The following is a 24,986-nucleotide window of genomic DNA, read 5'->3' on the forward strand; positions in this document are numbered from 1 at the left end:
CTGAAACATGTCAGCGTGATGGTAGCCATTCTGGTTGTTTTATGCAACCAATATTCACGAGACATTCTGGACGGAAATAACGAACATGAGTGTTGCCAGATCTAGCCAGTTCAGCAAATAGTCCCAGGCAACAGCCATCGAGTCGCACATACATTCTGGTTGCATTAACAAACCAGAATTGATAAGCTACTTACGCGGTTTCATAACGAAACCAGATTTGGCGAATCCATCGCCGACGTTGCCCAACCCGAATCCTGGAGAACCTCATGGCTTCTACTCAGAACCGACTCACGATCAAGGCGGAAACCTCTGCCTACTGGCGCATCATCATAGAGAACCCTCCGATCAATCTTTACGATCCGGAAATGTTCGCGGAGCTGAATGTCTTGATGGACAAGATCGAAGCCGATCGCGAGTTGAAGGTCGTCGTGTTCGAAAGCGCCAACCCGGACTACTTCGTGGCGCACTACGATCTCGAACGCGGCGAAGTCGTCCCCGAACAACCGGGTGCCGCTGAATTCAGCGCATGGCCGAAGTTCGTCACGCGCCTCGCGCAATCACGCGTGGTCAGCGTGGCCAAGCTTCGCGGTCGTGCCCGCGGCCACGGCTCTGAACTGGCGCTGGCCTGCGACATGCGTTTCGCGTCGAAGGAAAAAGCCGTGCTCGCACAGGTCGAGGTCGGCGTTGCTGTGGTCCCGGGCGGCGGCGCGACAGAATGGCTTGCCGCGCTTGCTGGCCGGTCGCGCGCGCTGGAGATCATTTGCGGCGCTGACGATTTCGATGCCGACACCGCCGAAAAGTACGGCTGGGTGAATCGTTCGATCCCTGATGTGGAACTGGACGCCTTTGTCGACAATTTCGCGCGCCGCGTCGCTAGCTTCGAAAAGCGCGCCCTGGAACTCGCGAAGAAGCTCGTCAACGCGCGCGCGGGTGTTCCGACCGAGGCGGATCGCTGGTCGTCGAACCAGGCTTTTATTGGCACGACTTCGTGGCCGGAAACGCAAGCGTTAATTGGCAAGATGTATGAGAAGGGTTTGCAGCAGGATGGCGACTTTGAATTGCGCCTCGGTCACCACGTGGGTCACGTTGCGCGATAAACCGCGTCACGGTTCCGGATCAGTAAGGCGGCGCCGTCGTCGTGACGGCATTGCCTTGCTTTCCGGGCAGCAGCAAGCAGGCCCACGATGGGCCTGCATGGAGCAAGTTCAAACGTCTGGCGAGAGATCAGATCGATCTATCGCCTGCGCGGCGATCAGGTCGTATCCGAGGTACACCATTAATCAGGTTCGGTAGATCGGTGCCCCCTGAGGAGCGCCCGTCGCGCCACCATCCAGCACAATCTCCTGCGCGGTGATGTTGGACGATGCGCTCGACGCCAGAAAGAGCACTGCGTCGGCAACTTCATCCGGCTCACCAAGGCGGTTCAGCGGAATCTTCTGCGTGAGTTTTGCTTCGAGCGCACGCATTGCGTCCTGTGACGTTGCAACGACATCCCAGATGGGTGTGCGAGTCGCACCTGGCGTCACCTGATTCACCCGAATACCCTTCGGGGCCAATTCCGCCGCCATGACACGGGTGAGTGAACGAACAGCACCCTTGGTTGCCGCATAGGCAGACCAGCCCGGCACTCCTTGCACGGCATGCACCGACCCATTCAAGATCACCGACGCGCCTGTCTTGAGGTGCGGAATACACGCCTGCACGGTGAAGAAAACACTGGTCAGGTTCGTGGCAATCAAGGCCTGGAACACGGCTGGCGTCGTCCCGCCCAACGGCGTCATCCCTGCCGCACCGGCGTTCACGAATACGATGTCGACCGCACCTAAATCCTTTGCGATCTGATTAATGACAGGCTCGATGGCTGCCGCGTCGCTTACGTCGAGCTCGTACGTCGACAGATGCTCGCCCAGTTCGCTTCTCGCCTGTGCAAGCGTCGATGCATTCCTGCCGGTTATAGCGACCTTCGCACCCTCGGCAATAAACCGGCGAGCCGTAGCCAAGCCGATCCCGCTATTGCCACCGGTGATCAGGGCGACTTTTCCATGGAGCGTCATCGATATCCTCTTTTGCAGAAAGCCAGTTCGTCCCATCATCCACATGAATACGGGCAGCAGATATGGACAGGTGGACTGCCTGGTCTGGCGGCAACATGGTCTCGTAACGAGTCACTGCCATTCGCAATCTTTCGGCAGATCCTCGCGAATGCCTACGCGAACAGGATCTGCCGTCAGCATCCGTCAAGCCTTCTGATAACGCGGTGCAGGCGTGCCGGTCTGCGTCGCCGCGAACAACGCGGAACGCGCCGCATCGTACTTCGCCCACAGGCTTTCGTCGGCGACCGACGGCCAGGTGACCGCTTCTCCGTTGTCGAGACCGGCCAGCGCAGAGTCGACCATGTCTTCCGCGCTCATCACGGTCTCTGGTCGAAGCGCGGACAGCGGCACGCCGGATACGCCTTCCGACCAGATTTCAGTCGCGGTCGACGCGGGCAGCACAACCTGCACCTTCACGCCAGTCTTCGCCAGTTCATCCTGAAGACCGCGCGTAAAAGCCAGCACATAAGCCTTCGTACCGCTATAAACCGAGCTCACCGGCAACGAGTGGACAGCCAGCACCGAAGCGATGTTGATGATCACCCCGTCGTTGCGCGACAGAAATCCAGGCAGCACGGCGTGTGTGAGTCGCGTCAGCGACGTAATGTTCAGCGCCACCTGCGACGACGAATCGTTCAACGACGATTGCGCGAGCGGGCGCAGCCGTGCGAAGCCCGCATTGTTGACGAGCACATGCACGCTGGCATCGTTCGCAAGCACCGCTTCGACACTGGCGATGTCCGCGTCCTTCTCGAGGTCGGCGACAAGAACCTGAACTTTGGCGCCGTGCGTCTCGGACAGCTTGCTCGCCAACGCGGCGAGGCGGTCGGCGCGCCGCGCGACCAGGATGAGGTTGTAGCCGCGGGCGGCCAGGCGGTCAGCATAGACAGCGCCGATACCCGAGGATGCGCCGGTCACGACGGCGGTTTTCCTGGAAGTGGACATGCATTTCTCCGCTAAATTACGTTGAGGGCTCAATTACTTGATTGAGGGCTCAAGTTTATAACGGCATACTTGCTACTTGTCAACGGTGCTGTACTCAACCATCCTTACGTCATGGGAAAGAAACGTGATGAAACGGCTGCCTCGGTAGCCGGCGCGGGCCGGGCGCTACGCGAACAAAAGAGCACCTTCGAGGAGTTGGTGTGCACCAATACCGCTCTCAGGCGCGCCGCACGCCGCCTCAGCAATCTGTATGACGATGCGCTTGCGCCACTGGGCCTGAAGGCAACACAGGTGGGGCTGTTGGCCGACATCGAGCGGCTGGCGGCCGCAAACGACCGGCAATGGCCGACCTTGCAGGATCTCGCGGGCAAGCTCGCAATCCAGATCTCCGCAGTGACGCATGCACTGCGACCCCTGATCCGGGATGGTCTGGTGGAATTGCAGATGGACGAACAGGACAGACGGACCAAGCGCGCCATGTTGACGCACGTCGGAACGACCCGGCTGCACGAATCCATCGCCTATTGGGCGAAGGCGAACCAGCGCGTCGAAGAAGTATTGGGTCGCGATTCTGCTGCCAGCTTGCGTGCGCTCGCCGATCGTGTGGCTTCCGATGCATTCCTCGCCGCGTATCTCGCTGATCAGACTGAGATCGCCAGGCGCTCCTAGTCGCGCTCGTCCGCGAGCGACGCACGGGTCGAGGTTGCGTGCTACCAGTCCCAGATGGACAAGACGTCAATTTGAGCGGCTCCAGTGACCATACGGGCCTTAAAACGGTCATACGTTGCGGGCTGCCGAATGTCGCAAACTGGCCGAAAGGGATCTATTCCGATGGTTTATCGCCGTTCCACGCTTTATTTTTAATAAGGATCATTCGCGCTTCGCCAGATACGCGTCGATCAGGGCGACCAGTCGGTCCCGTCCGAAGCTTGCGTCGTGTCCCGCGTGAACGGTTTGCACGGGCAAATCGCGCAAACGCTTCATCGTACGCACATAGGTCGGGATATCGGCACCGCTGATCTCGTCCAGCAGCGGGCCATCGTAGATCGCATCGCCGGAAAACAATGTGCCGGTGCTCGGCTGCCAAAGTCCGATACTCCCCGGTGAATGACCTGGCAGATGTAGGACTTCGAAATGCCGGTTACCGAGATCGACAATATTTCCTTCCTTGACAATTTCCGTGACCGACGCAGCTCGCACGCGGTAGTCGGACATTTGGTAATCGGCATTTGGAACGGCGGTGATCAGATCGCCATCGAACGGATAGCCGAATGCGTGGTATCGACGAATCGCGGCATCGCCCAATACCGACGCTAGGAGCGTGCCGCGCTCGCGTGGCGAGCGCAGATTGTCGGCCTCGAGTTCGTGGACAAGCGTGTGCTCGAACTCGTGATGTCCGCCCACATGATCCGAGTGCGTATGTGTCGCGACTGCGGTCACGTTCTTCTGGAGCAGATGCCGGGCCGCGTCACGCAGACTGGCGATGCCCATTCCTGTGTCGATCATCAGGTCGCGGTCGCGGCCCCGCACATGCCAAATATTGCACCGCATCAGAGGCACGACATGAGGTTCCCAGAGCAGGGTTATTTCATCACTGATGCGTTTGAGTTCAAACCAACGGTCGGCAATTGGCAGCATGGTCGTAGAGAGTTAGGCCAAAGTAACGGACGCTGATCTACAGGCAGGAAATCTTGCTGCAGGTTCAAGGATCTCGTCGAGTTGGAGTATAGCTACCCGACGTAAGCGAAGCACCTTGTTCAACCGGCGGCTACCTGACGCCGAGCGACGCCGCACGACCCCAATTCGGCCGCTAGACGTCTGCCCTCATCAGCGTCTGAAAGCGGCGAGTTCCAGTCACTCGGATCGTTACGACGTCGAGCCGCATTCACGCGAGCTGTGCGTACTGAAGCTACCAGAACAAATCATTATTCGAATAACAGTGCACTCGCGCTATTCAGGAATTCGGGCAGCACGTCCTCACGAAACGCCGCTGCCTACTAGTCGAACCCATAAAGCCTCGCGGGGTTGTCTACAAAGATCTTCTGCTGCCAGTCCGATCTGCCGATCCACCCGGCGATAGTGTTGAGAAGACTTGCGTCGTCTGGCTTGGCGCCTTTCTCAGTCGGATGCGGCCAATCGGTGCCCCAGAGCACTCGCTCGGGTGCCATGCTGATTAGCGTTTTCGCGACAGGCGCAACATCCGCGTAAGCGGGCGCCCCGGTCTTCGTATCGACATAGGGGCCGGACAGAGTAATGAATGTGTTGCCTTTATCGATGAGGCGCTGCGCCGTGCGGAGCGCCTCCGACGTGAGACCGCCTGGCTCGGGAACATGCGCGATATGGTCGATCACCAGCGGACAAGGGAGCGCCGAAAGATGGCTTTCCAGCTCAGGCAGCCGGACGCCTTGCACAACGAGTTCTATATGCCACTTCATGGCCGCGATTCGCGCCGCGAGCGGCGCCAGCATATCGACCGTTGTTGCGCCGGGATAGCTGAGATTGAACCGTATCGCTCGAATGCCGCCCGCGTGAAGTTCGTGCAACTCCATGTCGCTTATCGACGTGTCTACGACCGCCACGCCGCGCGCGTTGCTTCCGAAGCGCTTGAGCGCATCCAGCGTGCAGCGATTGTCGGTTCCATAGGTCGACGGCGTCACAACGACATTTCGGTCAACGCCGAGACGAGCCTGCAGCAGACGATACTGCTCCACCGTTGCATTGTGCGGCCGCAGCGTCGTGCCGGGGGCACTAGGAAAACGATCGTCGTAGATATGCATATGACAATCGACGGCTCCGGCAGGCAGTCGGAACGAGGGCGGCCCAGACCCGCTGGACCATGTTTCGATCGCCTGGACATACGTCGGCAACGTCGACGCTGCCATCAGCGCCCCACCCATCTTGAGGAAACCTCGTCTGGTCGTTTTTTGCATGGTCAGACGGTCTTCGTCTTGCGTGCCAGATGTTTCGCCTGTCCATTGCGCGTCAGCATTAAGAGCGTTGCGACGCTGACGAGCGTGAGGACCGCGAGCGGCATCAGCGCCAACGCGTAGCTGCCCGTCGCTTCCTTGACCCATCCATACACATTGACCATCAGCCCGCCGCCGAGAAGGTTGGCGATCGCGTTGATGGTCGCGAGGCCCGCTGCAACCGCGCTGTTAGACAACATGTCCGTGGCAAGCGCCCAGAAAGGCCCCTTGAAGGAATAAGCACCCACGAGCACTGCGCACAGCATGAAAATCGTCGGCACGAGCGAGCCGCTCAGCGAGGTTGCAAACAGCCCGCCACCAATCAGAAGCATCGGCACGACAGTGTGCCAGCGACGTTCTCCCGAACGGTCGGAACGGCGACCCCAATAGACCATCAGGACAGATGCCACTGCGTAGGGAATCGAATTGATGAGACCCGTTTGCATGACTGACAGACCGAACGACTTCAGCAACTGAGGCTGCCATACCGACAACGTGCTGCCGGCAGCCGAAGCGCAGGTATCAACGAGCGCCAGACACAACACATAGCGATTGCGAAAGAGCTTCGTCAGCGGCATGTCGAGCACCTTCTTGGGTGCCTTGGTCTCACTGGCCAGCGCATCGACGAGCCACTGCCGTTCGTCGTCCTGGAGCCACTTCGCATCAGCAGGTTTGTTCGTCAGGACAAACAGGCAGACAACGCCGAGCAGCACCGTGGGAATGCCCTCGAGGATGAAGAGCCAGTGCCAGCCGCGCATCCCCCAAAACCCGTCCATCTGCAGCAGCGCCGCGGAAATGGGTGAGCCGATGAAGCTCGCGGCCGGGATCGCGACCATGAACGTGGCGACAATGCGCGCCCGATATGAAGCAGGAATCCAGTACGACAGATACAGCAACACTCCAGGAAAAAACCCTGCCTCCGCAGCACCGAGCAGGAAGCGAAGGATGTAGAACGTCGTCGCGTTATGTACCAGTGCTGTTGCCGCCGACACGATTCCCCACGTAATCATGATCCGGGCAATCCAGATTCGCGCGCCGTACTTTTGCAGCGCCATATTGCTCGGCACTTCGCAGAAGAAGTACGAGATGAAGAACAGGCTGCTGCCGAATCCGAACACCCTCGCCGACATGCCGAGGTCATGATTCATCTGCAACGACGCCATGCCGACGTTGCCGCGGTCGATGAACGCCAGCAGATAGCAGATCATCAGGAAGGGAATCAGCCGCCATACGACCTTCCGTATGGTGCGACGCTCAATGTCCGATTTCGCCATGACACCGGTAGCTTGCATGTTTGTCTCCACTCTATTTTGCGCCTCAGCGCTGTTCCTTGATTCGTTGCCATGCGACGATGGAAATGACACCTACTGCGAGCACCACGGCCATCGCCGCAAATGTGTGCCGCACACCCAGCGCTTCGGATACCGTCCCGACGAGCAGGTAACCGAAGGGCATCGTCCCGTTGTAGGCCATGCCATACATGCCCACGAGTCCGCCGCGCACGTGTTCCGGGCACTGTCGCTGGATCGTTGCGTTGGTCGAGGTCGCGGCGAACGTCAGGCTGAAGCCCAGGATAAAAAACGCCGGCATGGACGCAGCGGCGGCATCGGTCGTCGCGAGGACCATCAAAGCAGCAATGGCCGACCACGGTGCCCATGCGATGAACCGAGCCGATGCACGCGGCCCAAGCGCCGACGACAACAGCACCGCCGAACTCAGCGAGCCGGCGCCCGCGCACGCGAAGAACACGCCGGTGAAGCGCGCCGCATCGTGGAACGCTTTGTCCGCAAGCAGCGGAACCAGCGTTTGATAGCTCGCCGCGAACAAACCGATGCACGCGAGAATCGGCAGGTAGCGCGCTGAAAAAGCGTCGGACATGACATAGCCGACGGCGTCGCGCAGGCTGCTTTCAGCGCGAGACGGTGAGGCCTTATCGGACAGGCGGATCGAGCGCACGCAGGTTGCCATGAAGCAAAGCGCCACGGCGTAGATGGCGAACGATACGCGCGGTCCGAGCGTCGGATAGACGAAGCCCGCGATCGTCGGCCCGACCATCCGCCCGACGTTGTAGACCATGGTGTTCATCGCCACGGCGTTGGACGTGAGGGTTCCGTCTCGAAGGCTCGTCAGCAGCAGGACCTGGCGCGCGGGCACTTCTACGGCGCTCGAGACGCCGATCGCCAGCGCATGCGCGAGGATCAGCTTGACACCCAACACGCCCAGCGTCGACAAAGTAATCAGGCTGACGGTCAGAACGAGCGACACGGTCAACACGCAAAGCGTGACGCGCCTCGCGTTCTCTGAACGAATCCGCGAACCCGCAATCGGCGCGACGACCAACTGCGGTCCGTACAGGAGGAAGTTCAGCAGAGCAAGAATCGCCGCCGAACCCGACAGGTGATAAACGAGCAGATTCAACGTCACGTTCTGCGTCCAGCTGCCCAGAACAGATGCGACCTGCCCGCTGAGATATCGCCGCAGCGCCGGCTCGGTCAGCGCGGGAAAAAGCCGGCTGACGATGCCCGATGACCGTGCGGCAGTGTTCATGAAAGCGCCTTGCCCCGCGTCTCAGGCGCGAAGAAGACGACGATGGCCGCCGCGATGAACGCGACGATCGTCGTCGACAGCCCGAGAACGAAGCCGCCCGATGTCGACGCCAACGTGCCGATGACCAATGGTGCGATGAAGCCGCCGAGCCGCCCGCCGTTGTACGCGAGCCCCATGAAGAACCCTCTCGACGCCGTATTCCCGATAATCTCCGCGAGAAATGGCCCCGCACCCGCGAAGATGCCGTTCACGCTGAAGCCGGTGAAGAAGATCGCCACCATCAGAACCAGTGCGCTCGACGACATGATGTAGCCGAACACCGCCGCCGCGCCGACGAGCAGGTACGCCATGAACATCGGCCGGCGGCCGAGACGGTCTACGAAGGCCGAGAACAATAGAAAACCGCTGATTGCGCCGAACTGAAGGGCGAAAACGAACTTGAGGCTATGTACGAAATCCAGGTGCTTCACCGCGACGAGAAACGTCGGCGTCCAGGTGAACACGCCCCAGTAGAGGTACTGGAGAAAGAAGATGAACGTGAACGCCGTCACGAGACCACGAACGTTGAGCGCTTCGTCGGCCGGTGCTTTTCGCATCACGGGTTGAGCATTCGCGCGTTTGCGTTCAAGCCAGATCGCCGACTCGGGCGTCTTGCGTGCGACAAAGAAGAGGATGAAAAACGGTAGCGCGCCGATCAAAAACAACACTCGCCAGCCGTTGCCGCCCAAGCCGTCATTGACGCTTGCGACGATGCTCGAAATCGTGATGGCGAGAATCGCGCCAATCGGCAAGCCCATCTGCATGAGCGCACCGCCCTTGCCCCGACGGCTCGCGTGCCAGGTTTCGGCAATCAGTGCCGCGCCGGCAGTCCACGTTCCGCCCATCCCCAACGCGCCGAAAAAGCGGATGGTGGCGAACCAGTGTTCGTTCGGTGCGAACGCGAGCAGCCCCGAAAATAGCGAATAAATGCCGATGCACAACATGGCCGTGCGCACGCGCCCGAGCCTGTCCGACACATAGCCGAACAGAATCCCGCCGATGATCTGCCCCGCCGCTGTGATGCTCGTGAACAGCCCGAGCTGAGCTTTTGAGAGTCCGAACTGTAGGGCGAGCGTCGGCAGAAGAAGCGACAGCAGGAACGAGTCGTAGCTCTCGAATGTCCATCCGAGTCCCGCAAGGGAAAGCGACCGCCATTCGACGCGGGTGATGTCCTTGTAGCGCTTTGCCTCGACCTCGTTATCGGGTCGAACCTGCGCAAGGTTCGCGCTTGTCTTCATCATTTGTCTCCGTGAAGTGACAGTCGGTAAGTCGCCGCCGCTGTTTTGCTAAAGAGCGCTTCCTTCTCTTGCAGCGTCATCGAACCAGCTAGTCTCTTAAAGGCGTTCCACACGATGCCGTAGCTGAACATGCCCTTATCAACGGGAAAGTTGCTCTCGAACATGCAGTGCTCGACGCCGAACAATTCGATGCACGTATCGAAGTACGGTCGCCACGCGGCGGCGAGATCCTCGGAAGAAGGCGGTAAGTCGTGGCGCGCGAAATCGAAGCCGAATACGCTCATGCCCGCGCCGCCGAGCTTGATACGTGTATTCGGCAGAGTCGCCAGACGTGCAAGGCCGCGTTTCCAGTCGGCGAATACCGGCTCACGCTTGCCTTCGTGCGGCCCCACGCCGACCGGTCCTCCAAAGTGATCGATGACGACCGTCACATCCGCTGCAGCGCGAGCCAGCTCGTACAACTCCCCCAACTGCGTGTGATACACCCACGCGTCGAGCGATAGACCGAACCGGGCCAACGTCTTCACACCGCGCTGGAAAGCTGAATCGAGCATCAGATCGCGCGGTGGCGTAACCGGGCTCGAACTCACCTCGGGGCTTTCATGCCACGCCAGCGGATTGCGAATGCCTCGTAACCGCCCGCCCGAAACCTCCAGCATCGTTTCGAGCACGTTCTCGAGCGTGTCGCCGAGCGTGAGATCCGCACCGCCAACGATGGCCTCGCAACCGCGCGTCGGCCCATACCCTCCACTTGCGAACATCGCCGCGATGCCGCTCGCGAATTCGATCTCGCCGACGGGTTTCATCGACTCGGGACCGTCGTGGCGCAGCATCGAACGACACTGCACGTAGACGGTCGATACGACTCGATGACCGCATCGCACATCCTTGCCGAACTCGTCGGTCAGGTATCGCCCTGTCTGACGATCCCAAAGATGGTGATGCGCATCGACGATAAGCAACTCGGGCTCGAGGATCGGCTCCTCGCGCAACGCAAGCCATTTTTCGCGGACAGGCAAGTGGGGGGCGTGGACTATTTGCACGGCGGCTTCTCGTCAGGATCGCGTGGTCAGAACTTCTGACGAAGACCGACGGTGACGCCGGTCTGGTTATGGCCCGCTGCGACCGTGCCGTAGCCGTTCACGCCGAGCGCCGAATTGTCCTTGTTGTGCGCGTAGGCGACGGTCGCGTACAGGTCCGTACGTTTCGACAGGAAGTAGTCCGCGTTAAGAACGGCGAGCCACGGATCCGCGCCCGTCGAATGAACGTCGTGGTAGTAGCCGGCAGCAGTCAGCTGGAACGACGGCGTGATCAGGTACTGCGCACCGAGCCAGTAGAGATTTGCGGCATTGGCATCCGAGCCGTTGGCGACTGCGATCGGATTCGTCGGCAGGAATGCATTCGACGCACGCAGATAGCGATAGCCGGCATAGGCTGTCACGGGCCCGAAGTTGTAGCTCGCAGCGGCCAGCGCGCGGCGTTCGGTGCTCGTGTTGGTCGCGACCGTGTTGCTGTTGCGTTGCTCGTAGACGGCAGTCGCGGCAACCGGGCCGCTGGCATACGTCAGGGCGCCGCTGAAGAACCGGCCGGTGATGAGCGCGCCGGGCACTTCGGCGCCGTATCCTGTGTCATAGCGCGTGCTGTACATCGCCTGGGCTGTCACTGGGCCAAACTTTCCCGTGTACTTAACGGAATTGTCGATGCGCGCGGCCAGCGCATAGTCGAGCGAAAGCGCGGAGTAGCGGGACGACACGCCCATCGGGTCGAACACGATCGACTGTTCATAGATAAGGGCGTTCTGCCGACCCAACGTCAGTTGCTGGCCCTTGTAGGAAAGTCCGACCCACGCCTGACGGCCGAAAAGCCGGCTGGTCGTCGTCGGATTCGCGCCGAGGCCGCGCGTCGATTGCGCGGTCGTGCCGTCGTTGATGTTGAAACCGTTCTCCAACTGGAAGATGGCCTTCACGCCGCCGCCCAGATCCTCGACGCCTTTCAGGCCCCAGCGTGAGCCGGACAGATTGCCCGACACTTCCCTGACCTGCGATCCTCCCGCCGTCGTGTTGTTGAGGAATTCGACGCCGACATCGGCAATGCCATAAAGCGTCACGCTGCTTTGCGCATGCGCCAGGTTGGATCCGAATACCAGACTTGCCGCTGCGACGGCGCCAAGCGAGAAGCTAGTGTTGAGGTTGGCTTTCTTGGGAGCCTTCTTCAAAGACATGGTGTCTCCAGACAGTGGGTAATAGATTTTGTTTGTTCGACGCGCGCGACTTCTAATGCGTCGCCGATGCCTCGCCTGCATTGGCGCCGGGATCGCCAAGCCATGCGATGGTCGCCGCACCGACGAGCATCACTGCCGCAATGGCGAACAACGGAACGGTGAAACCGCCTGACATCTGTTTGAGTGCACCGATCATCGACGGGCCGACGAAGCCGCCGAGATTGCCGACCGATACGATCAACGCGAGACCTCCCGCCGCCGCCCGGCCCGTAAGAAAGCCCGACGGAATCGCCCAGTAGGTGGCTTGAAACGACAGGATTCCGCTCACGGTGAAGCACAGGCACAGCAGCTTGAGAACGGCGCCATCAACGTATGTGCTCAGGCAAAGGGCCGCTGCTGCAACCACCAGCGCGCCTGCAACGTAGGGAATTCGGTTCGCCGCTCGGGCAGCGATTTTTGCCCACAGCAGCATGACCACGGCTCCGGCGACGTACGGAATCGCGGTCAGCCAGCCGACGACCGAATGCTCGACGCCCAGCTGCTTGATGATCTGCGGCATCCACAGACCGACGCCGATCGACCCGACGATGCCGCAGAAGTTGATGAACGCAAGCACGAACACGCGCCAGTTGGTCATCGCGTCGCGCAGCTTGTTGCCGTGCTTGGCACCAATGTCGCGTTGCTCCGCCGACAACCTCCGGGCAAGCGCGGCCTTCTCGTCGTCGGAAAGCCATTTGGCCTTCTCCGGCCGGTCAGCCAGCACAAACAGACACGCGATGCCGAGAAGGACAGCGGGCAAGCCTTCGATCAGCAGCAGCCATTGCCAGCTGTGCAGCCCATGAAGGCTACCCAGTTGCAGCAGCGCGCCGGAAATAGGCGAGCCGATGATATTGGCCACCGGAATACCGACGAGAAAGGCTGCCGTCACTTTGGCGCGCCACTTTCCCGGGAACCAGTGCGTGAAATACAGATAGATGCCGGGTGTAAAGCCGGCTTCGGCCAGCCCGAGGAGAAAGCGTGCCGCTGCGAAGCTCTTCGGACCGACGACGAAGGCCGTCGCCATCGACAGGATTCCCCACGAAATCATGATGCGGGCGATCCAGATGCGCGCACCGACCTTCTGCATGATGAGATTGCTGGGGATCTCGAACAGGAAATACCCGATGAAGAACATGCCCGCGCCGAACCCGAACTGCTCAGCCGTCAAGCCGAGGTCTTTGTTCATGGTCAACGCCGCAAACCCGACGTTCGTTCTGTCGAGGTAGCTGATGACGTAGCACGCAAAGATAAAAGGCAATATCCGCCGGAAGACTTTCGCCAGGGTGCGCTCGCTCGCGGCGTACTCCTCGCTGCTGATGCTCTGGACCGGCTTCGTTTCGGTCATCGGCGAAGTCTGTGCGCCGTTCACACTTTGCGATATGTTCATGTGTGCTCCTCCATCGCGCTCTTTTCGGCGCGACGTGTTTCTGTCGTGGCTTGGATGAGTCGAGCGCGCGGACTAGCTTGGCTTTGCTCGCTTGGGCAGTGGGCCGGCGACCGTCATGTCGGCTCGCAGAATCGTTCCGGATACCGATTCGGTCATGAAAAGCGTCTTCATGTCGGCGCCGCCGTAACACAGATTCGTGAGCGAAGCGCCCTCCGGGCTCGTCAGAATCTCGACCGGTTCGGCGCGATGATTCAGCACCCACACGCGGCCAAGCCCAGGATTGGCGACCAGGATCCGTCCGTCGAGATCGACGGTCAGTCCGTCAGGACCGCTCGGTCCGTACGACGTAAAGAACTGGCCGACCTTGCTCACGGAGCCATCGGCCTGAAGCGGAACGCGCCAGACGCAATTGCCACGCGTCATGCCGACGAACAGAACTTTTTCGTCGGGCGACAGCACCAGTCCGTTGGGACTCGGGCAGTTGCCGAGCAGCACGTCCAGCTTGCCGCCCGCCGAAAGCCGATAAACGCGGCCGGTCGGATCGTGCAGCCCTGTCTGTCCCTGATCGGTGAAGTAGAGATTTCCGGCGGAATCGAAGGTCAGGTCGTTCACGCCCCGGAAGCGCTCCGTATTGCGCCGCTCGAGGTAGGGGCGAACCTCTCCGCGCGCGATGTCGAGCAGCATCAGCCCATTGCGATAGTCCGTGATAAGCAGATGGGCATCGTCGAAACGCTTCATTCCGTTTGGCTCACCGTCGTACTTCGCGACGAGTTCCCACTCGCCCGCCAGCGAAATCCTGAAGATGCGACCGTGCGGGATATCGGTCACGAACAGAAAACCGGCCGGATCCCAGACGGGCCCTTCGAGGAAGGAGTCCGTGGACACGCCGCCTCGGTTCGCGCGCGCCCATTCCGTTTGAACGTCCGGCTGACGGAACTTCTGCGGCATGCGCGTGAAGACTTCGGCGATGCGGACTTCGGGCGATGTGAGATAGAACATGCTTAACCTCTCTTACCGAATCAGGCCACGTTGCGCGCGTTTTCCGCGACCACGGCCAGGACATTCGCTGCCGCGCCCTTGCCCATGTTCACGTACGCGGCATCGCTCACTCCGCCGATGTGCGGTGAAAGGATGACGTTGGAAACGGACTGGAACGGGTGCGTCGTCATCGGCTCGACGGCGAAGCTGTCGAGCCCTGCTGCGCGCAATTGACCGCTTGCGAGCGCTTCGATCAAGGCTTCTTCATCGATGAGACCGCCACGCGCGGTGTTGACGAGAATCGCCCCGCGCTTGAACCGGGTCAGCACTTCACGATTGAGCATTGCGCGGTTCTCTGCGGTGAGCGGGCAATGCAGCGAAACGATGTCCGACGTGGAATAGATATCTTCGAGCGACACGAGCTTGACGCCCTCGGGTGTCTCCTTCGCGAACGGGTCAAACGCTTGAACCTGCATGCCGAAAGCGAGACCCGCCTTCGCGACGCGACGGCCGATGGCACCCAGTCCGACAAGTCCGAGCGTGCGTCCTTCGAGTTCGAAGGACTTGTGTGTCGACTTGTCCCAGTGACCCGCGCGCATGCGCACATCGAGTTGAGGAACCGATTTCGCGCATGCCAGGATCAGCGCCCACGCGTGCTCGGCCACGGCCGCGGCGTTGGCTCCGGCAGCGGCGCGAACTGCAATGCCGCGTGCCGCTGCGGCTTCCTGGTCGATCACGTCGATGCCGCTGCCGTGCTTGGAGATGACTTGCAGGTTCTCGGCCGCGTCCATGATGCGGGCATTGACCTTCCCGTACCGAACGATGATGGCAACCGGCTTGTACTGTGCACACAGCGTGACGACGTCGTCTTCCGTCGGCTGCTTGCCGGCGAACACGAGTTCAAAATCGTCGAGCATCTCCAGCGCTTGAGGAGCGAGGTCCGCTGCCGTCACCAGCAGCACGGGCTTGGCAGAATTCGCGGCCATTACAGCACCTCGCCTTCCGCGAGCATGCCCGCCGCGCGGAGTTCCTTCTCGAGCCAGCCGGCACGCGTGTCGCCGTTGCGGATCGCCGCGATACGGGCGGTTTCGGCGTCGAGCTTCTTTTGCGCGAGTTCGACGATGCGCGCAACGTCGTCCTTCGGAATCACGACGACGCCATCAGCGTCGCCGACAATGAGATCGCCCGGATTGACGCTGGCGCCCGCCACCGAAATCGGAAAGTTGACGCGGCCTGCGACGCTTTTGGTCGGTCCGCACGGATTGAGGCCGGCCGAGAATACCGGAAACTCGCCTTGCGCGAGTTCGTGTGAGTCGCGCACGGCGGCGTCGATGACGAAGCCCGCGATACCTGTGGCGTGGGCCTGAGTCGCCATGATCTCTCCGATCAGGGCGCAGCTGACGTCGCCCTTTCCATCCACCACGATCACGTCGCCTGGCTTGGCCACGGCGAGCGCTGCATGGATGGCCAGGTTATCGCCCGGCCGCACTTCGACGGTGACGGCGGGTCCCGCTACCTTCATCGTCGGCGCGAGCGGCTTCACGCGGCCGTTGAGCGTTCCGCGGCGGCCCGCCACGTCGGCGAGAATGGCTGCTTGGAACTTGCCAGCGGCCTCCACGAGTTCGGGGCTCACGCGCTCGACACTGCGGTCGATGGAAGAGTTGGACGTCGTGCTCATTTTGGAAATCACCCTTGGTTGATGTTTTATCTGGTACAACTGTGGTGTACAGAATGAAATTATATTAATCACGGCTTCGACGCGACGCCATCGGAGTTAACCCTTTTACTGTGTGCAACACAGTTGTACTATGTACACCTTCGCCGATAATGTTTTACTGTGTAAAATGCGGCGACGAGACAAGCGACGGGGAGAACAAACGTGGGAAACGAAGGTGTGGCAGCGGTTGAAAAGGCGCTTTCGCTGCTCGATTGCTTCAAACCAGGTGTGGAGTCGCTTTCATTGGCCGCGCTCGCGCAAGCGTCGGGCATGCACAAGACGACTGTTTATCGGCTGATGAACTCGCTCGAACGGATGGGGTATGTCGTTCGGTCCGAAGCAGGATCCTATTCTCTCGGTCATCGGGTTCTGTATCTTGGAAAGCTGTACGAGCAGTCTTTCCACCTCTCCACGATCGTCGAACCGATCCTGCACTCCCTTGCCGTCTCGACGAAGGAAAGCGCGTCGTATTACGTCATCGACAAGACGCAGCGCCTTTGCCTTTTCCGAGTGGAGCCGTCTGAAGGTCTGAGAGAGACCAGGCTTGCGGGAACATCCTTGCCTCTGGATGACACGGCGATCAGCCAGGTGCTGAGATACTGGGGACTTGGCGAGCCGCTTTACGAGAAAGCTCCTTCTTTGCCGCTCTTCACTTCAGGCGCGCGAGATGAACATACCGCCGCGTTCGCCACTCCGATTTTTGGAGCATCGGACAAGTTCATGGCCGCCCTCACGCTCTCCGGACCAGCGTCGAGACTTAACGCCGCTCACAAGTCCGGCGAGTTGACCGCGCTGCAACTCAACGCGGCCTCAGACCTGTCGCGAAAGCTCGGAGCAAGTATCGCGTTCTGCGAGTTCACTTACGCCATCCGCTAAACCGGCGAGGCCCGACAACGCGGCCATGTACTTATCGAGGCGTGTAGATACTGTGGCAGAACGGATGGCTCGCGCCGAGTGCTCGCGAAAGGTTTCGAGACGTTCATTTTGTTGGCGAAGCTGTCTCCGCTTACTCCGCAGGAGATAGAGCTTGCCAAGTCGCTCAATGGAAAGCATCGGCGACGAGTAATCCTTCTTACCGACCGGGAACTGGAGCCGTATCATTTCTACGACCGTACAAGAAAACAATTCAAGGTTGCCGGGCATGGGATTGACGCAGCGGATCTTGCATTGGCTACCGAGTCGATTTATTTCAACCCACAGCCAGCATAGTTGCATAGCATATGCTTCACCTGTCGAAGACTAGCCAACCGCATTCTGAGCGCTACCGTCGAGTGTGAAATTCGTCAACTGCACGATGCTGCTTGACGACTACTCGCTTCCGTGCAAAGTCGCCCTTTCGCTCCGGGATGCGAGGTCATGCCGAACCATAAAACAGAGAGTCGCAGATGTAGGCCCCGCGTTTCCGGAGCGGTGAAGGTGCCAGACGCCATCTGCTTGAAAGGTAGCATCTAATGCATCCGCGACGCGGCCGGTTATTCACCGTGGCGTTGGTCTTGCGGTCGACGGCTTCGGCCGAGAGGTTTCAGCCCACCGGTCATAGCCGGCGACCGTTGCGCGCCGAACCAGCCAACCTGCCCATCGCGGCGCGGACTAGCGATTGCCTTTTCAGGGTCGTCAAGACCTGTCGGCCGTCTCCGGAAGCCGACATTCGACTGCACCGCATCGCGAATGACAGCAATGCTGCGCGCTGCAGCCCCACGGCAGTTGAACGCCGAACGTCGGCTAAGGCCGATGAACTGCCATCCCCCGCCCTCGCGACTTCCGTTTCCTCCTCCGCCTCGTTTCCGAAGCGCGAACGTCCAAGATCGCTTGCCGGCAAACATCGCCGTCGGCCGACTAGAGCCTCTCCACAACCCTTCTCTCCAAAACCCCGCATAGAGCCTTCCCCCCCCTACCCCTCAACAATCCTAACGTCATACTCCTCATCAACAAAAGCAACGATAAACTCCTCAGGCATCAGCCACGAATCGACGCTAACCAGTTTCCCATCGATATCGACATGAACTTTCGCGTCCACATCGACAGTCTTCATCGCATGCTCCAGCGTGGCGACATCTTCCGAGTGAATTTCCTGTTTGACCGAGAATTTCATTTCGCACTACTCCGGTAGTTAAAGAATCGATGCAACCATCCGCATCGCGGATCTACAAACCCAATCTAGGCGCATTCACCCGAGATTTGCACACCCGCACAAGACGAACAGTCTTGCGCCACAAGCACAAATCCCGCGCCGCAGCTCAGTGCCCCCCAGCCCCCGCCGCACCCGCACCCGCGCCCTTGCCCGGCTTCGTCAGCCAGATGAGCGGCACGATCGCGATGAAAATCACCGCGGACAGCCAGAAGATATCGTTGAGGCCGAGCATCGCGGCCTGCGTCGTCAACGAGCGCTCGAAGAACGCCAGCGCCTGCGCAGGACTGCCGCCGAGCGTGCTCTGCACCGAACCGATCGCATCGACGAACGTGGGGTTATGCACGCTCGCCTGCTCCACGAGCTGCGAGTGATGCAGGATGGTCCGGTCATTCCAGCCCGTGCTCGCGAGCGATGTGCCGACCGCGCCAGCGAACACGCGCACGAAGTTCGACAAGCCCGCCGCCGCCGGAATCTTCGAGGGCGGCAGGCCCGACAGGATGATGGCCGTCAGCGGCACGAAGAAGAGCGCGGTCGGAATCCCTTGCAGCAGCGTCGGCACGACGAGCGTGAACGTATCCACGCCGGTCGTGTAGTGCGAGCGCATGAAAAACACCGCGGCAAAACCGAGAAACGCGAGCGTGGCGAGCACGCGGGCGTCGGATCGCGGCATCAGCTTGCCCATCACCGGCGCGAGTATCACGGCGAAGATGCCGAGCGGCGCGGTAACGAGACCGGCATCGACGGAACGGTAGTTCAGATACTCCTGCATCCATTGCGGCAGCAGCACGAGGTTCGAGAAGAACACCGCATACGCAACGGAAATCGCGACCGTCCCGCCCAGAAAGTTGCGTCCCATGAAAAGCTTGATGTCGATCACCGGGTTTTTCTCCGTCAGCTCCCAGATCAGAAAGAACACGAAGCTGATGAGCGCGAACACGCCCAGCGCGACGATCACCGGCGAATTGAACCAGTCGAGGTCCTTGCCCTTGTCGAGCATGATCTGCAGCGACGCCACCCACGCGATCAGCGAAATCAGTCCGACCTTGTCGATCGGCACGCGCTTCGCCGGCGTTTCGCGCTCGCGATAGATCGCCCATGTCACGCCCGCCGCGAACAGCCCGACCGGAATGTTGATGTAGAAGATCCACGACCACGAATAGCTATCGGTGATCCAGCCGCCGAGCGCCGGGCCCGCGATCGGGCCCACGGTCGCGGTCATCGCCCAGAGCGAGAGCGCGGTCGAGCTTTTCTCCTTCGGATAGGAGCCGAGCAGAATGGCCTGCGACAGCGGAATCAGCGGGCCGGCCACCGCGCCTTGCAGAATGCGCGCCGCGAGCAGCACGGGCAGATTCGGCGCGATGCCGCACAACCACGACGACACGACGAACAGCAGGATCGCCCAGACGAACAGCTTGATCTGGCCGACGCGCTGCGTGAGCCAGCCCGTGAGCGGAATCGAGATGGCGTTCGCGGCGGCGAACAGCGTGATGACCCACGTGCCTTCATCGACCGAGACGCCCAGATTGCCCGCGATCGTCGGAATCGCGACGTTGGCGATCGACGAGTCGAGCACGTTCATGAAGGTCGCGAGCGCAACGGCAAGTGTCGCGAGGACGAGCTTGCCGCCTTGCAGCGGCGCAGGTTGCGTGGTCGGGTTCATGGCTTTACCTGATTTGTTGATGACTGACCTGTCAGATATTCAGACGAAAAAATGCGGGTCAACGTGACGTCACGTTTTCCGCGATGATCCTTTCGATCTCCGCGTTCGCCTCGTCGCCGTAGTGGCTGAAGACATCGGTTCGATACGAAGTCGTCGATGCCGCGCCGAGCTGCGTGCCGGACTGGTCGCGCGTCTCCACGTCCGTCTGCATCGACAAACCGATGCGCAGCGGATGCGCGTCCAGATCGCGCTGGTCGAGCCGGATGCGCACCGGCAGACGCTGCACGACCTTGATCCAGTTGCCGGTCGCGTTCTGCGCGGGCAGCACCGCGAAAGCCGCGCCCGTGCCCGCCGAAAATCCTTCGACATGACCGTGGTACTTCACCTTCGAGCCGTACGCATCGGCGGTCAGCGTGACCGGCTGGCCGATGCGCATATGAGCGAGCTGCACTTCCTTGAAATTGGCATCGACCCAGACGCCGTCGAGCGGGACGATCGCCATGAGCGGCGTGCCCGGCGCGACGCGCTGGCCGACCTGCACCGAGCGGCGCGCGACGTAGCCTGTCACCGGCGCGGGCAGCGTGTTGCGCGCGTTGTCGAGCCACGCGTCGCGCACCTTCGCGGCGGCGGCCTGCACGTTCGGATGCCGTTCGATCGACGTGCGATCGGTCAGCGCGTGATTCGACTCGGCCTGCTGCCGGCCCGCGTCGAGCGCAGCCTGCGCGGCGCTCACGGCGTCGCGCGCGTGGGCGATGTCCTCGCCCGAGACCGCGCCGGTTTCGGCGATCGCCATGCGGCGCTTCAGGTCCGACTGCGCGCGCGTCAGATCGGACTGGCGCTGCGCGACCGTCGCCGCGTAGTACGCGTTGTTGACGTACAGGCTGCTCACTTGCCGCACCGTTTGCGCGAGATTCGCCTCGGCATTGGCGAGCGCGACCTTCGCGTCGGCGGCGTCGAGCGTGACGACGGGATCGCCCTGATGGACGATCTGCGTGTCGTCGGCGTTCACGGCGATCACCGTGCCGCTCACTTCGGGCGTCAGTTGCACGAGATTGCCGCTGACGTAGGCATCGTCGGTCGATTCGAAGAAACGGCCCGTCGTGTAGTAATAGCCGCCCCAGCCCGCGCCGCCGATCGCGATCGCCGCCGCGAGCAGCGAGAGCAGCAGCTTGCGCTTGCTGCGCGGTTGGGTCGTCGTGTCGGCCGGCGATTGATTCGCGTCCGTGCGTTCGGTGGTGATGGTGTCGCTCATGTCAGTGCTCCGTTCCGTGTTGGCCGATCAGCGTGCGGCGAGCGCATCGGCTGATGTATCCGTGTAGCCGCCGCCCAGCGCGGCCGCGAGCGCGATCTGCTGATCGCGCCGGTCCATCTTCAGATTCGCGACCGCGCGTTCGGACGCGAGCGCGTTGGTCTCGGCGTTCAGCACGGTCAACTGGTTCGCGAGGCCCGCGCGGTATTGCGTGAGCGCCAGTCGCTGCGCGCTGTGCGCGGCGTCCTGCGCGACGTTGGCATCGACGAGTTGCGCATCGGTCGAGCGAATCTGCGAGAGGTTCGTGGCGACATCGTTCAGCGCGGTGACGAGTGTCTGGTCATAGGTCGCGACCGCGTAGTCGAAGCCGGCGTAGCGGTCCTTGAGTTGCGCTCGCAGCGCGCCGCCGTCGAAAATCGGCAGATGGATCGCCGGACCCGCGGACACGGTGCGGCTCGCCGCCGTCAGCAGCCGGCCGAAGCCGAACGCGTCGAGTCCGAGCGACGCGCTCAGGTTGATGTCGGGGTAGAACTCCGCCTTCGCTTCCTTGATGTCGTGCGTCATCGCGTCGACACGCCAGCGCGCCGCGACGATATCCGGTCGGCGGCTCACGAGATCGGCGGGAAGATTGCCGGGCAGACGCACTTCATCGCCGATGCCGAGTTGCGGACGCGCGATCGACAAGCCACGGTCCGGACCTTTGCCGAGCAGCGCGGCGAGCTGATAACGCGTCGCGACGATGCGGCCATCCAGCGCGGACAGCGCCGAACGGCTCGACGCGAGATCGGCTTCGGCGGTCTTGCGTTCGACTTCGGTATCGAGCCCATTGGCGATGCGGCCCGCGGTGATGCGCACGATCTTGTCGCGCTCGTCGACCTCGCTCTGCGCGATGTCGTGCAGCGCATAGAGCCGCGCGAGCTGGTTGTACGTGCGCGCGATGGACGTGTCGAGCGCGAGCCGCACGGCTTCCGCGTCGGCGCGGCTCGCCTGCACTTGCGACACGGCGGATTTGAGCGCCTCGCGGTTCTTGCCCCACAGATCGAGATCGTAGGAAGCGGACAGCAGCCCCTTGTTCTCCGACTGCCACGACCCGGCGTACGGCGGCGGCACGAGCGCGTTCTCGGAAAATCGCTGGCGTGTGTAGGAGTAGGACGCATCGACGCGCGGCATCGTCCCCGCCTTCGCGGTTTCGCTATACGCCGACGCCGCCGCGATACGGGCGCGCGCCTGTTCGAGCGTCGGGCTGCCGGCGAGGGCTTCGTCGAGCAGCGCGCGCAGTTGCGCATCGCCGAACTGATCGGCCCAGTCGGACGCCGGCCAGCGGCCCTCGTCGGCGGGCAGGCTCTGCTGCGTCGCGTAGTCCTGCGGCTGCGCCGGTTCCTTGTCGCTATGGATGCCTGCGTAGTTCGCACACGCCGAAAGCACCGCGGCGACCATCAACGTGACGCCGGTCCGCGCGAACCGCGAACCGAACGTGCTGCGATTTTCTTGCTTTTTCATTTTCTGACCTGTCAGATAAATGGACGAAAAAAATGCGCGGACGCCGTGCGCCGCGCGCTCAGTCTTCGAGAAACTTGTTCAGCAGCCGGCGGAATTCCTGGAACTCGCTTTTGGTGAACTTCCTGAGGCGCTTGTTCAGCACGACCGGCGCGATATGCGGCAACTCCGCCGCGACTTTCTCGCCTGCCTTCGTCAGCGTGAGATTCACGACGCGGCGATCTTCCAGACTGCGCGTGCGCTGCAGAAAGTCCCGGGCTTCGAGTTTGTCGAGCATGCGGGTCATGAGGCCGGTGTCGATGCCGAGCAGCTTCGACAGTTCGAACGGCGTCTGCGTCTTGCCGCCGCGCATGGACATGAGAATGCCCATTTGCTGCGTGGTGATGCCGAGATCTTTCAGCGCGGCGTCGAGTTCCGCGGCCAGCAGGTTGCGCGCCTTGTTGACCGCGAAACCGACGCTCTGCGTCAGTGTGAAGCTTTCGGGAGTGTAATGGTCCATGCCTGTTCTCCAGTGCGGCGAACTGCCATGGAACGTAACTTTACTGCAAAGTCAGATTTTGTCAACGTCTATTTCTTCACTTAGAGACCCGGCATGATCGGATAGGGAATCGTGTGATCTTCGACGCGCTTCACGCCCGGAATGCTTTCCGACGCGATCCGCATGGCGTCGAGCTGATCTCTCGACCACACCGTGCCCCACAAATGCACGACGCCATCGCGCACGACGATATTGCGCCCCGGAAACGCCCAGCCGCGTCCCGCGAGGTCGCCCATCAGCATCGCGCGGATTTCCGCATCGCTTGCCAGCGCGTCCGGCGCGGCTTCGATGGCGAGCGACGACGCCAGCGCCTGCACCAGATTCGAACGGCTGACGATGCCGACGAGACGGCCCTCGCGCAACACCGGCACGCGCTTGATGTGATGGCTTTCGAGGATCGCGGCGATATCGGCGAGCGACGTCTCCTCTGTCACGCAGATCGGCTCGCGGCTCATGATTTCGCCGACCGTCGGCGCATGCGACCTGATGTAGTCGGCCGCGCCGCCGTCGGAGCCGAGCGTGTCGAGCCACCACGAGCGGCGCTTGCGCTTCTCGGTGCCGATCTCTTCCCGATGCAGCAGATCGCCCTCGCTGACCATGCCGACGACCTGCCCCTCCTGATCGACGACGGGCGCAGCGCTGATGCGATGCTCCACGAGCAACCGCGCCAGTTCATGCACTCTGGTTTCGGGCGTGACGGAAACGACGGGGGAAGTCATTACATCGCGTGCTTGCATCATGTGCTCCGGAAGTCGATTGACGAGGCCGTATCGGCATGCGCGCTTCTGCTCGCGCAAGTCCGGAATCACTTTAAGGATCGCCGTACTTTCAACCGTTGACCTGCATCAAGCATTTCGCTGGAGCACACCTGCGGCCGACGGACGCGGCCCGGCTCAATGCGCGTCGATGAACGCGGTGACATCGGCGAGAACGGGCGAATCCTTGCGCCGTTTCGCCGAAAAAGACTTGACGACCGTATCGTGGCCGTAGCCCGCGTATTTCTTCAGCACGACGGCATCGTGATGCGCGCGCAACGCCTCGGCGAAGCGATCGCTGTTGCGCGGATCGACATCGGTATCCGCCGTGCCCGCGGCGAGCAGCATCGGCGGTTCCTTTCCCGAAACGAACGCGATGGGCAACGCCCCCGCGCGCAATGCCGCCGGAAAGATCTCGTCCATGTGCGGGTCGCTCGTCGGGATGGCGGCGTACGGCCCCGCGAGTCCGATCATCCCCGCAAGCGACGTGTTCGCGATGCCCTGCGCGGCCAGATAGCGCGGATCGGTCGCGAGCAAGGCGGCCATATGCGCGCCCGACGAATGACCCATCAGGAAGATGCGCCGGGGATCGCCGCCGAACTCGTGCGCGTGATCGCGCGTCCAGCGCACGGCTGATGCGGCGTCATCGAGAAAGCCCGGAAAAACCGCCTCCGGATAGATGCGGTAATCCGGCGCGACCGTCACGATGCCGTGCGCGGCGAGCGCCTCGCCGACGTCGCGCGAGTCCGATCGATGCCCGCTCTGCCAGCCCCCGCCGTAGAAGTACACGACGACGGGCAGATTCGCGCGATCGCGTGATTCGGGCGCGTAGACGTCGAGCCGCTCGCGCGGCTCCTTGCCATAGGCGATGCCGTCGGCGCGCTCGGTGCCGTGCTCGAACGCGCGCGTCGCGACCACGCCGCCCACGCATGCTGCCAGCGCGAGCGCCATGAATTTTCTTCTTGCCGGGAAATGCATATTGCCGT

Annotated in this window: 23 protein-coding genes; 3 read left to right on the forward strand and 20 right to left on the reverse strand. The window is 61.6% G+C overall.

Annotated elements, in window-relative coordinates; genetic code table 11:
- The first annotated feature begins 266 nt into the window (after positions 1 to 266).
- Entirely contained in the window at positions 267 to 1,097 is an 831-nt protein-coding gene (locus IAG25_RS37535) for an enoyl-CoA hydratase/isomerase family protein (protein WP_162068501.1), read from the forward strand.
- Between the two features lie 183 nt (positions 1,098 to 1,280).
- On the opposite strand, the gene IAG25_RS37540 is transcribed toward IAG25_RS37535, so the two are convergent.
- Together IAG25_RS37540 and IAG25_RS37545 are read right to left on the reverse strand one after the other, a co-directional pair.
- Positions 1,281 to 2,054: an SDR family NAD(P)-dependent oxidoreductase gene (locus tag IAG25_RS37540; RefSeq protein ID WP_187609355.1), complete on the reverse strand. Its 774-nt coding sequence runs from the start codon at positions 2,052 to 2,054 to the stop codon at positions 1,281 to 1,283.
- Between the two features lie 183 nt (positions 2,055 to 2,237).
- Positions 2,238 to 3,038 carry an SDR family NAD(P)-dependent oxidoreductase gene (locus IAG25_RS37545; RefSeq protein ID WP_187609356.1) on the reverse strand — a complete coding sequence of 267 codons (801 nt, stop codon included), beginning with the start codon at positions 3,036 to 3,038 and terminating at the stop codon, positions 2,238 to 2,240.
- Between the two features lie 111 nt (positions 3,039 to 3,149).
- Between IAG25_RS37545 and IAG25_RS37550 the strand changes: the two genes are divergently transcribed.
- On the forward strand, positions 3,150 to 3,707 hold the full coding sequence (locus IAG25_RS37550; RefSeq protein WP_187609357.1) for a MarR family winged helix-turn-helix transcriptional regulator: 558 nt from the start codon (positions 3,150 to 3,152) through the stop codon (positions 3,705 to 3,707).
- Between the two features lie 201 nt (positions 3,708 to 3,908).
- On the opposite strand, the gene IAG25_RS37555 is transcribed toward IAG25_RS37550, so the two are convergent.
- The 11 genes from IAG25_RS37555 to IAG25_RS37605 form a co-directional block, all read right to left on the reverse strand.
- On the reverse strand, positions 3,909 to 4,676 hold the full coding sequence (locus IAG25_RS37555; RefSeq protein WP_187609358.1) for an MBL fold metallo-hydrolase: 768 nt from the start codon (positions 4,674 to 4,676) through the stop codon (positions 3,909 to 3,911).
- Positions 4,677 to 5,035: 359 nt separating this feature from the next.
- Positions 5,036 to 5,968 carry an amidohydrolase family protein gene (locus tag IAG25_RS37560; protein WP_187609359.1) on the reverse strand — a complete coding sequence of 311 codons (933 nt, stop codon included), beginning with the start codon at positions 5,966 to 5,968 and terminating at the stop codon, positions 5,036 to 5,038.
- A gap of 2 nt (positions 5,969 to 5,970) precedes the next feature.
- Positions 5,971 to 7,296: an MFS transporter gene (locus IAG25_RS37565; RefSeq protein WP_187609392.1), complete on the reverse strand. Its 1,326-nt coding sequence runs from the start codon at positions 7,294 to 7,296 to the stop codon at positions 5,971 to 5,973.
- Between the two features lie 25 nt (positions 7,297 to 7,321).
- On the reverse strand, positions 7,322 to 8,551 hold the full coding sequence (locus tag IAG25_RS37570) for an MFS transporter (RefSeq protein WP_187609360.1): 1,230 nt from the start codon (positions 8,549 to 8,551) through the stop codon (positions 7,322 to 7,324).
- The gene (locus IAG25_RS37575) at positions 8,548 to 9,828 is read right to left on the reverse strand and encodes an MFS transporter (protein WP_187609393.1); all 1,281 of its coding nucleotides are present in this window, start codon (positions 9,826 to 9,828) and stop codon (positions 8,548 to 8,550) included. The genes IAG25_RS37570 and IAG25_RS37575 overlap by 4 nt, the downstream gene beginning before the upstream one ends.
- Positions 9,828 to 10,871 (reverse strand): amidohydrolase family protein, encoded by a 1,044-nt coding sequence (locus IAG25_RS37580; protein ID WP_187609361.1) that lies wholly within the window; start codon positions 10,869 to 10,871, stop codon positions 9,828 to 9,830. Before IAG25_RS37580 ends, IAG25_RS37575 begins: the two co-directional genes overlap by 1 nt.
- Positions 10,872 to 10,897: 26 nt before the next feature.
- Positions 10,898 to 12,049 carry a porin gene (locus IAG25_RS37585; RefSeq protein WP_187609362.1) on the reverse strand — a complete coding sequence of 384 codons (1,152 nt, stop codon included), beginning with the start codon at positions 12,047 to 12,049 and terminating at the stop codon, positions 10,898 to 10,900.
- A gap of 52 nt (positions 12,050 to 12,101) precedes the next feature.
- Complete coding sequence (locus IAG25_RS37590) at positions 12,102 to 13,433, reverse strand: MFS transporter (RefSeq protein ID WP_255504255.1); 1,332 nt, start codon at positions 13,431 to 13,433, stop codon at positions 12,102 to 12,104.
- A 114-nt stretch (positions 13,434 to 13,547) separates the two neighbouring features.
- Positions 13,548 to 14,474 (reverse strand): SMP-30/gluconolactonase/LRE family protein, encoded by a 927-nt coding sequence (locus IAG25_RS37595; RefSeq protein WP_187609364.1) that lies wholly within the window; start codon positions 14,472 to 14,474, stop codon positions 13,548 to 13,550.
- Between the two features lie 20 nt (positions 14,475 to 14,494).
- Positions 14,495 to 15,439 (reverse strand): NAD(P)-dependent oxidoreductase, encoded by a 945-nt coding sequence (locus tag IAG25_RS37600; RefSeq protein ID WP_187609365.1) that lies wholly within the window; start codon positions 15,437 to 15,439, stop codon positions 14,495 to 14,497.
- Complete coding sequence (locus IAG25_RS37605; RefSeq protein WP_187609366.1) at positions 15,439 to 16,131, reverse strand: RraA family protein; 693 nt, start codon at positions 16,129 to 16,131, stop codon at positions 15,439 to 15,441. Before IAG25_RS37605 ends, IAG25_RS37600 begins: the two co-directional genes overlap by 1 nt.
- Positions 16,132 to 16,332: 201 nt before the next feature.
- Between IAG25_RS37605 and IAG25_RS37610 the strand changes: the two genes are divergently transcribed.
- Positions 16,333 to 17,046, forward strand: coding sequence for an IclR family transcriptional regulator (locus IAG25_RS37610; RefSeq protein ID WP_187609367.1), 714 nt, complete (start codon positions 16,333 to 16,335; stop codon positions 17,044 to 17,046).
- A gap of 1,015 nt (positions 17,047 to 18,061) precedes the next feature.
- On the opposite strand, the gene IAG25_RS37615 is transcribed toward IAG25_RS37610, so the two are convergent.
- From IAG25_RS37615 to IAG25_RS37645, 7 genes are all read right to left on the reverse strand, one after another.
- The gene (locus IAG25_RS37615) at positions 18,062 to 18,262 is read right to left on the reverse strand and encodes a copper chaperone (protein ID WP_187609368.1); all 201 of its coding nucleotides are present in this window, start codon (positions 18,260 to 18,262) and stop codon (positions 18,062 to 18,064) included.
- Between the two features lie 145 nt (positions 18,263 to 18,407).
- Positions 18,408 to 19,961: a DHA2 family efflux MFS transporter permease subunit gene (locus IAG25_RS37620; protein ID WP_187609369.1), complete on the reverse strand. Its 1,554-nt coding sequence runs from the start codon at positions 19,959 to 19,961 to the stop codon at positions 18,408 to 18,410.
- A gap of 58 nt (positions 19,962 to 20,019) precedes the next feature.
- Positions 20,020 to 21,213 carry an HlyD family secretion protein gene (locus IAG25_RS37625; protein WP_187609370.1) on the reverse strand — a complete coding sequence of 398 codons (1,194 nt, stop codon included), beginning with the start codon at positions 21,211 to 21,213 and terminating at the stop codon, positions 20,020 to 20,022.
- A gap of 27 nt (positions 21,214 to 21,240) precedes the next feature.
- A complete protein-coding gene (locus tag IAG25_RS37630; protein WP_187609371.1) occupies positions 21,241 to 22,710 on the reverse strand; it encodes an efflux transporter outer membrane subunit in 1,470 nt (489 codons plus the stop codon).
- 58 nt (positions 22,711 to 22,768) lie between these two features.
- Positions 22,769 to 23,206, reverse strand: coding sequence for a MarR family winged helix-turn-helix transcriptional regulator (locus tag IAG25_RS37635; protein WP_187609372.1), 438 nt, complete (start codon positions 23,204 to 23,206; stop codon positions 22,769 to 22,771).
- A gap of 80 nt (positions 23,207 to 23,286) precedes the next feature.
- Positions 23,287 to 23,982 (reverse strand): CBS domain-containing protein, encoded by a 696-nt coding sequence (locus IAG25_RS37640; protein WP_187609394.1) that lies wholly within the window; start codon positions 23,980 to 23,982, stop codon positions 23,287 to 23,289.
- Positions 23,983 to 24,138: 156 nt separating this feature from the next.
- Positions 24,139 to 24,951 carry an alpha/beta hydrolase gene (locus IAG25_RS37645; protein ID WP_255504256.1) on the reverse strand — a complete coding sequence of 271 codons (813 nt, stop codon included), beginning with the start codon at positions 24,949 to 24,951 and terminating at the stop codon, positions 24,139 to 24,141.
- Positions 24,952 to 24,986 lie beyond the last annotated feature (35 nt).

The organism is Caballeronia sp. EK (genome assembly GCF_014384845.1).
Taxonomy (GTDB): Bacteria; Pseudomonadota; Gammaproteobacteria; order Burkholderiales; family Burkholderiaceae; genus Caballeronia; species Caballeronia jiangsuensis.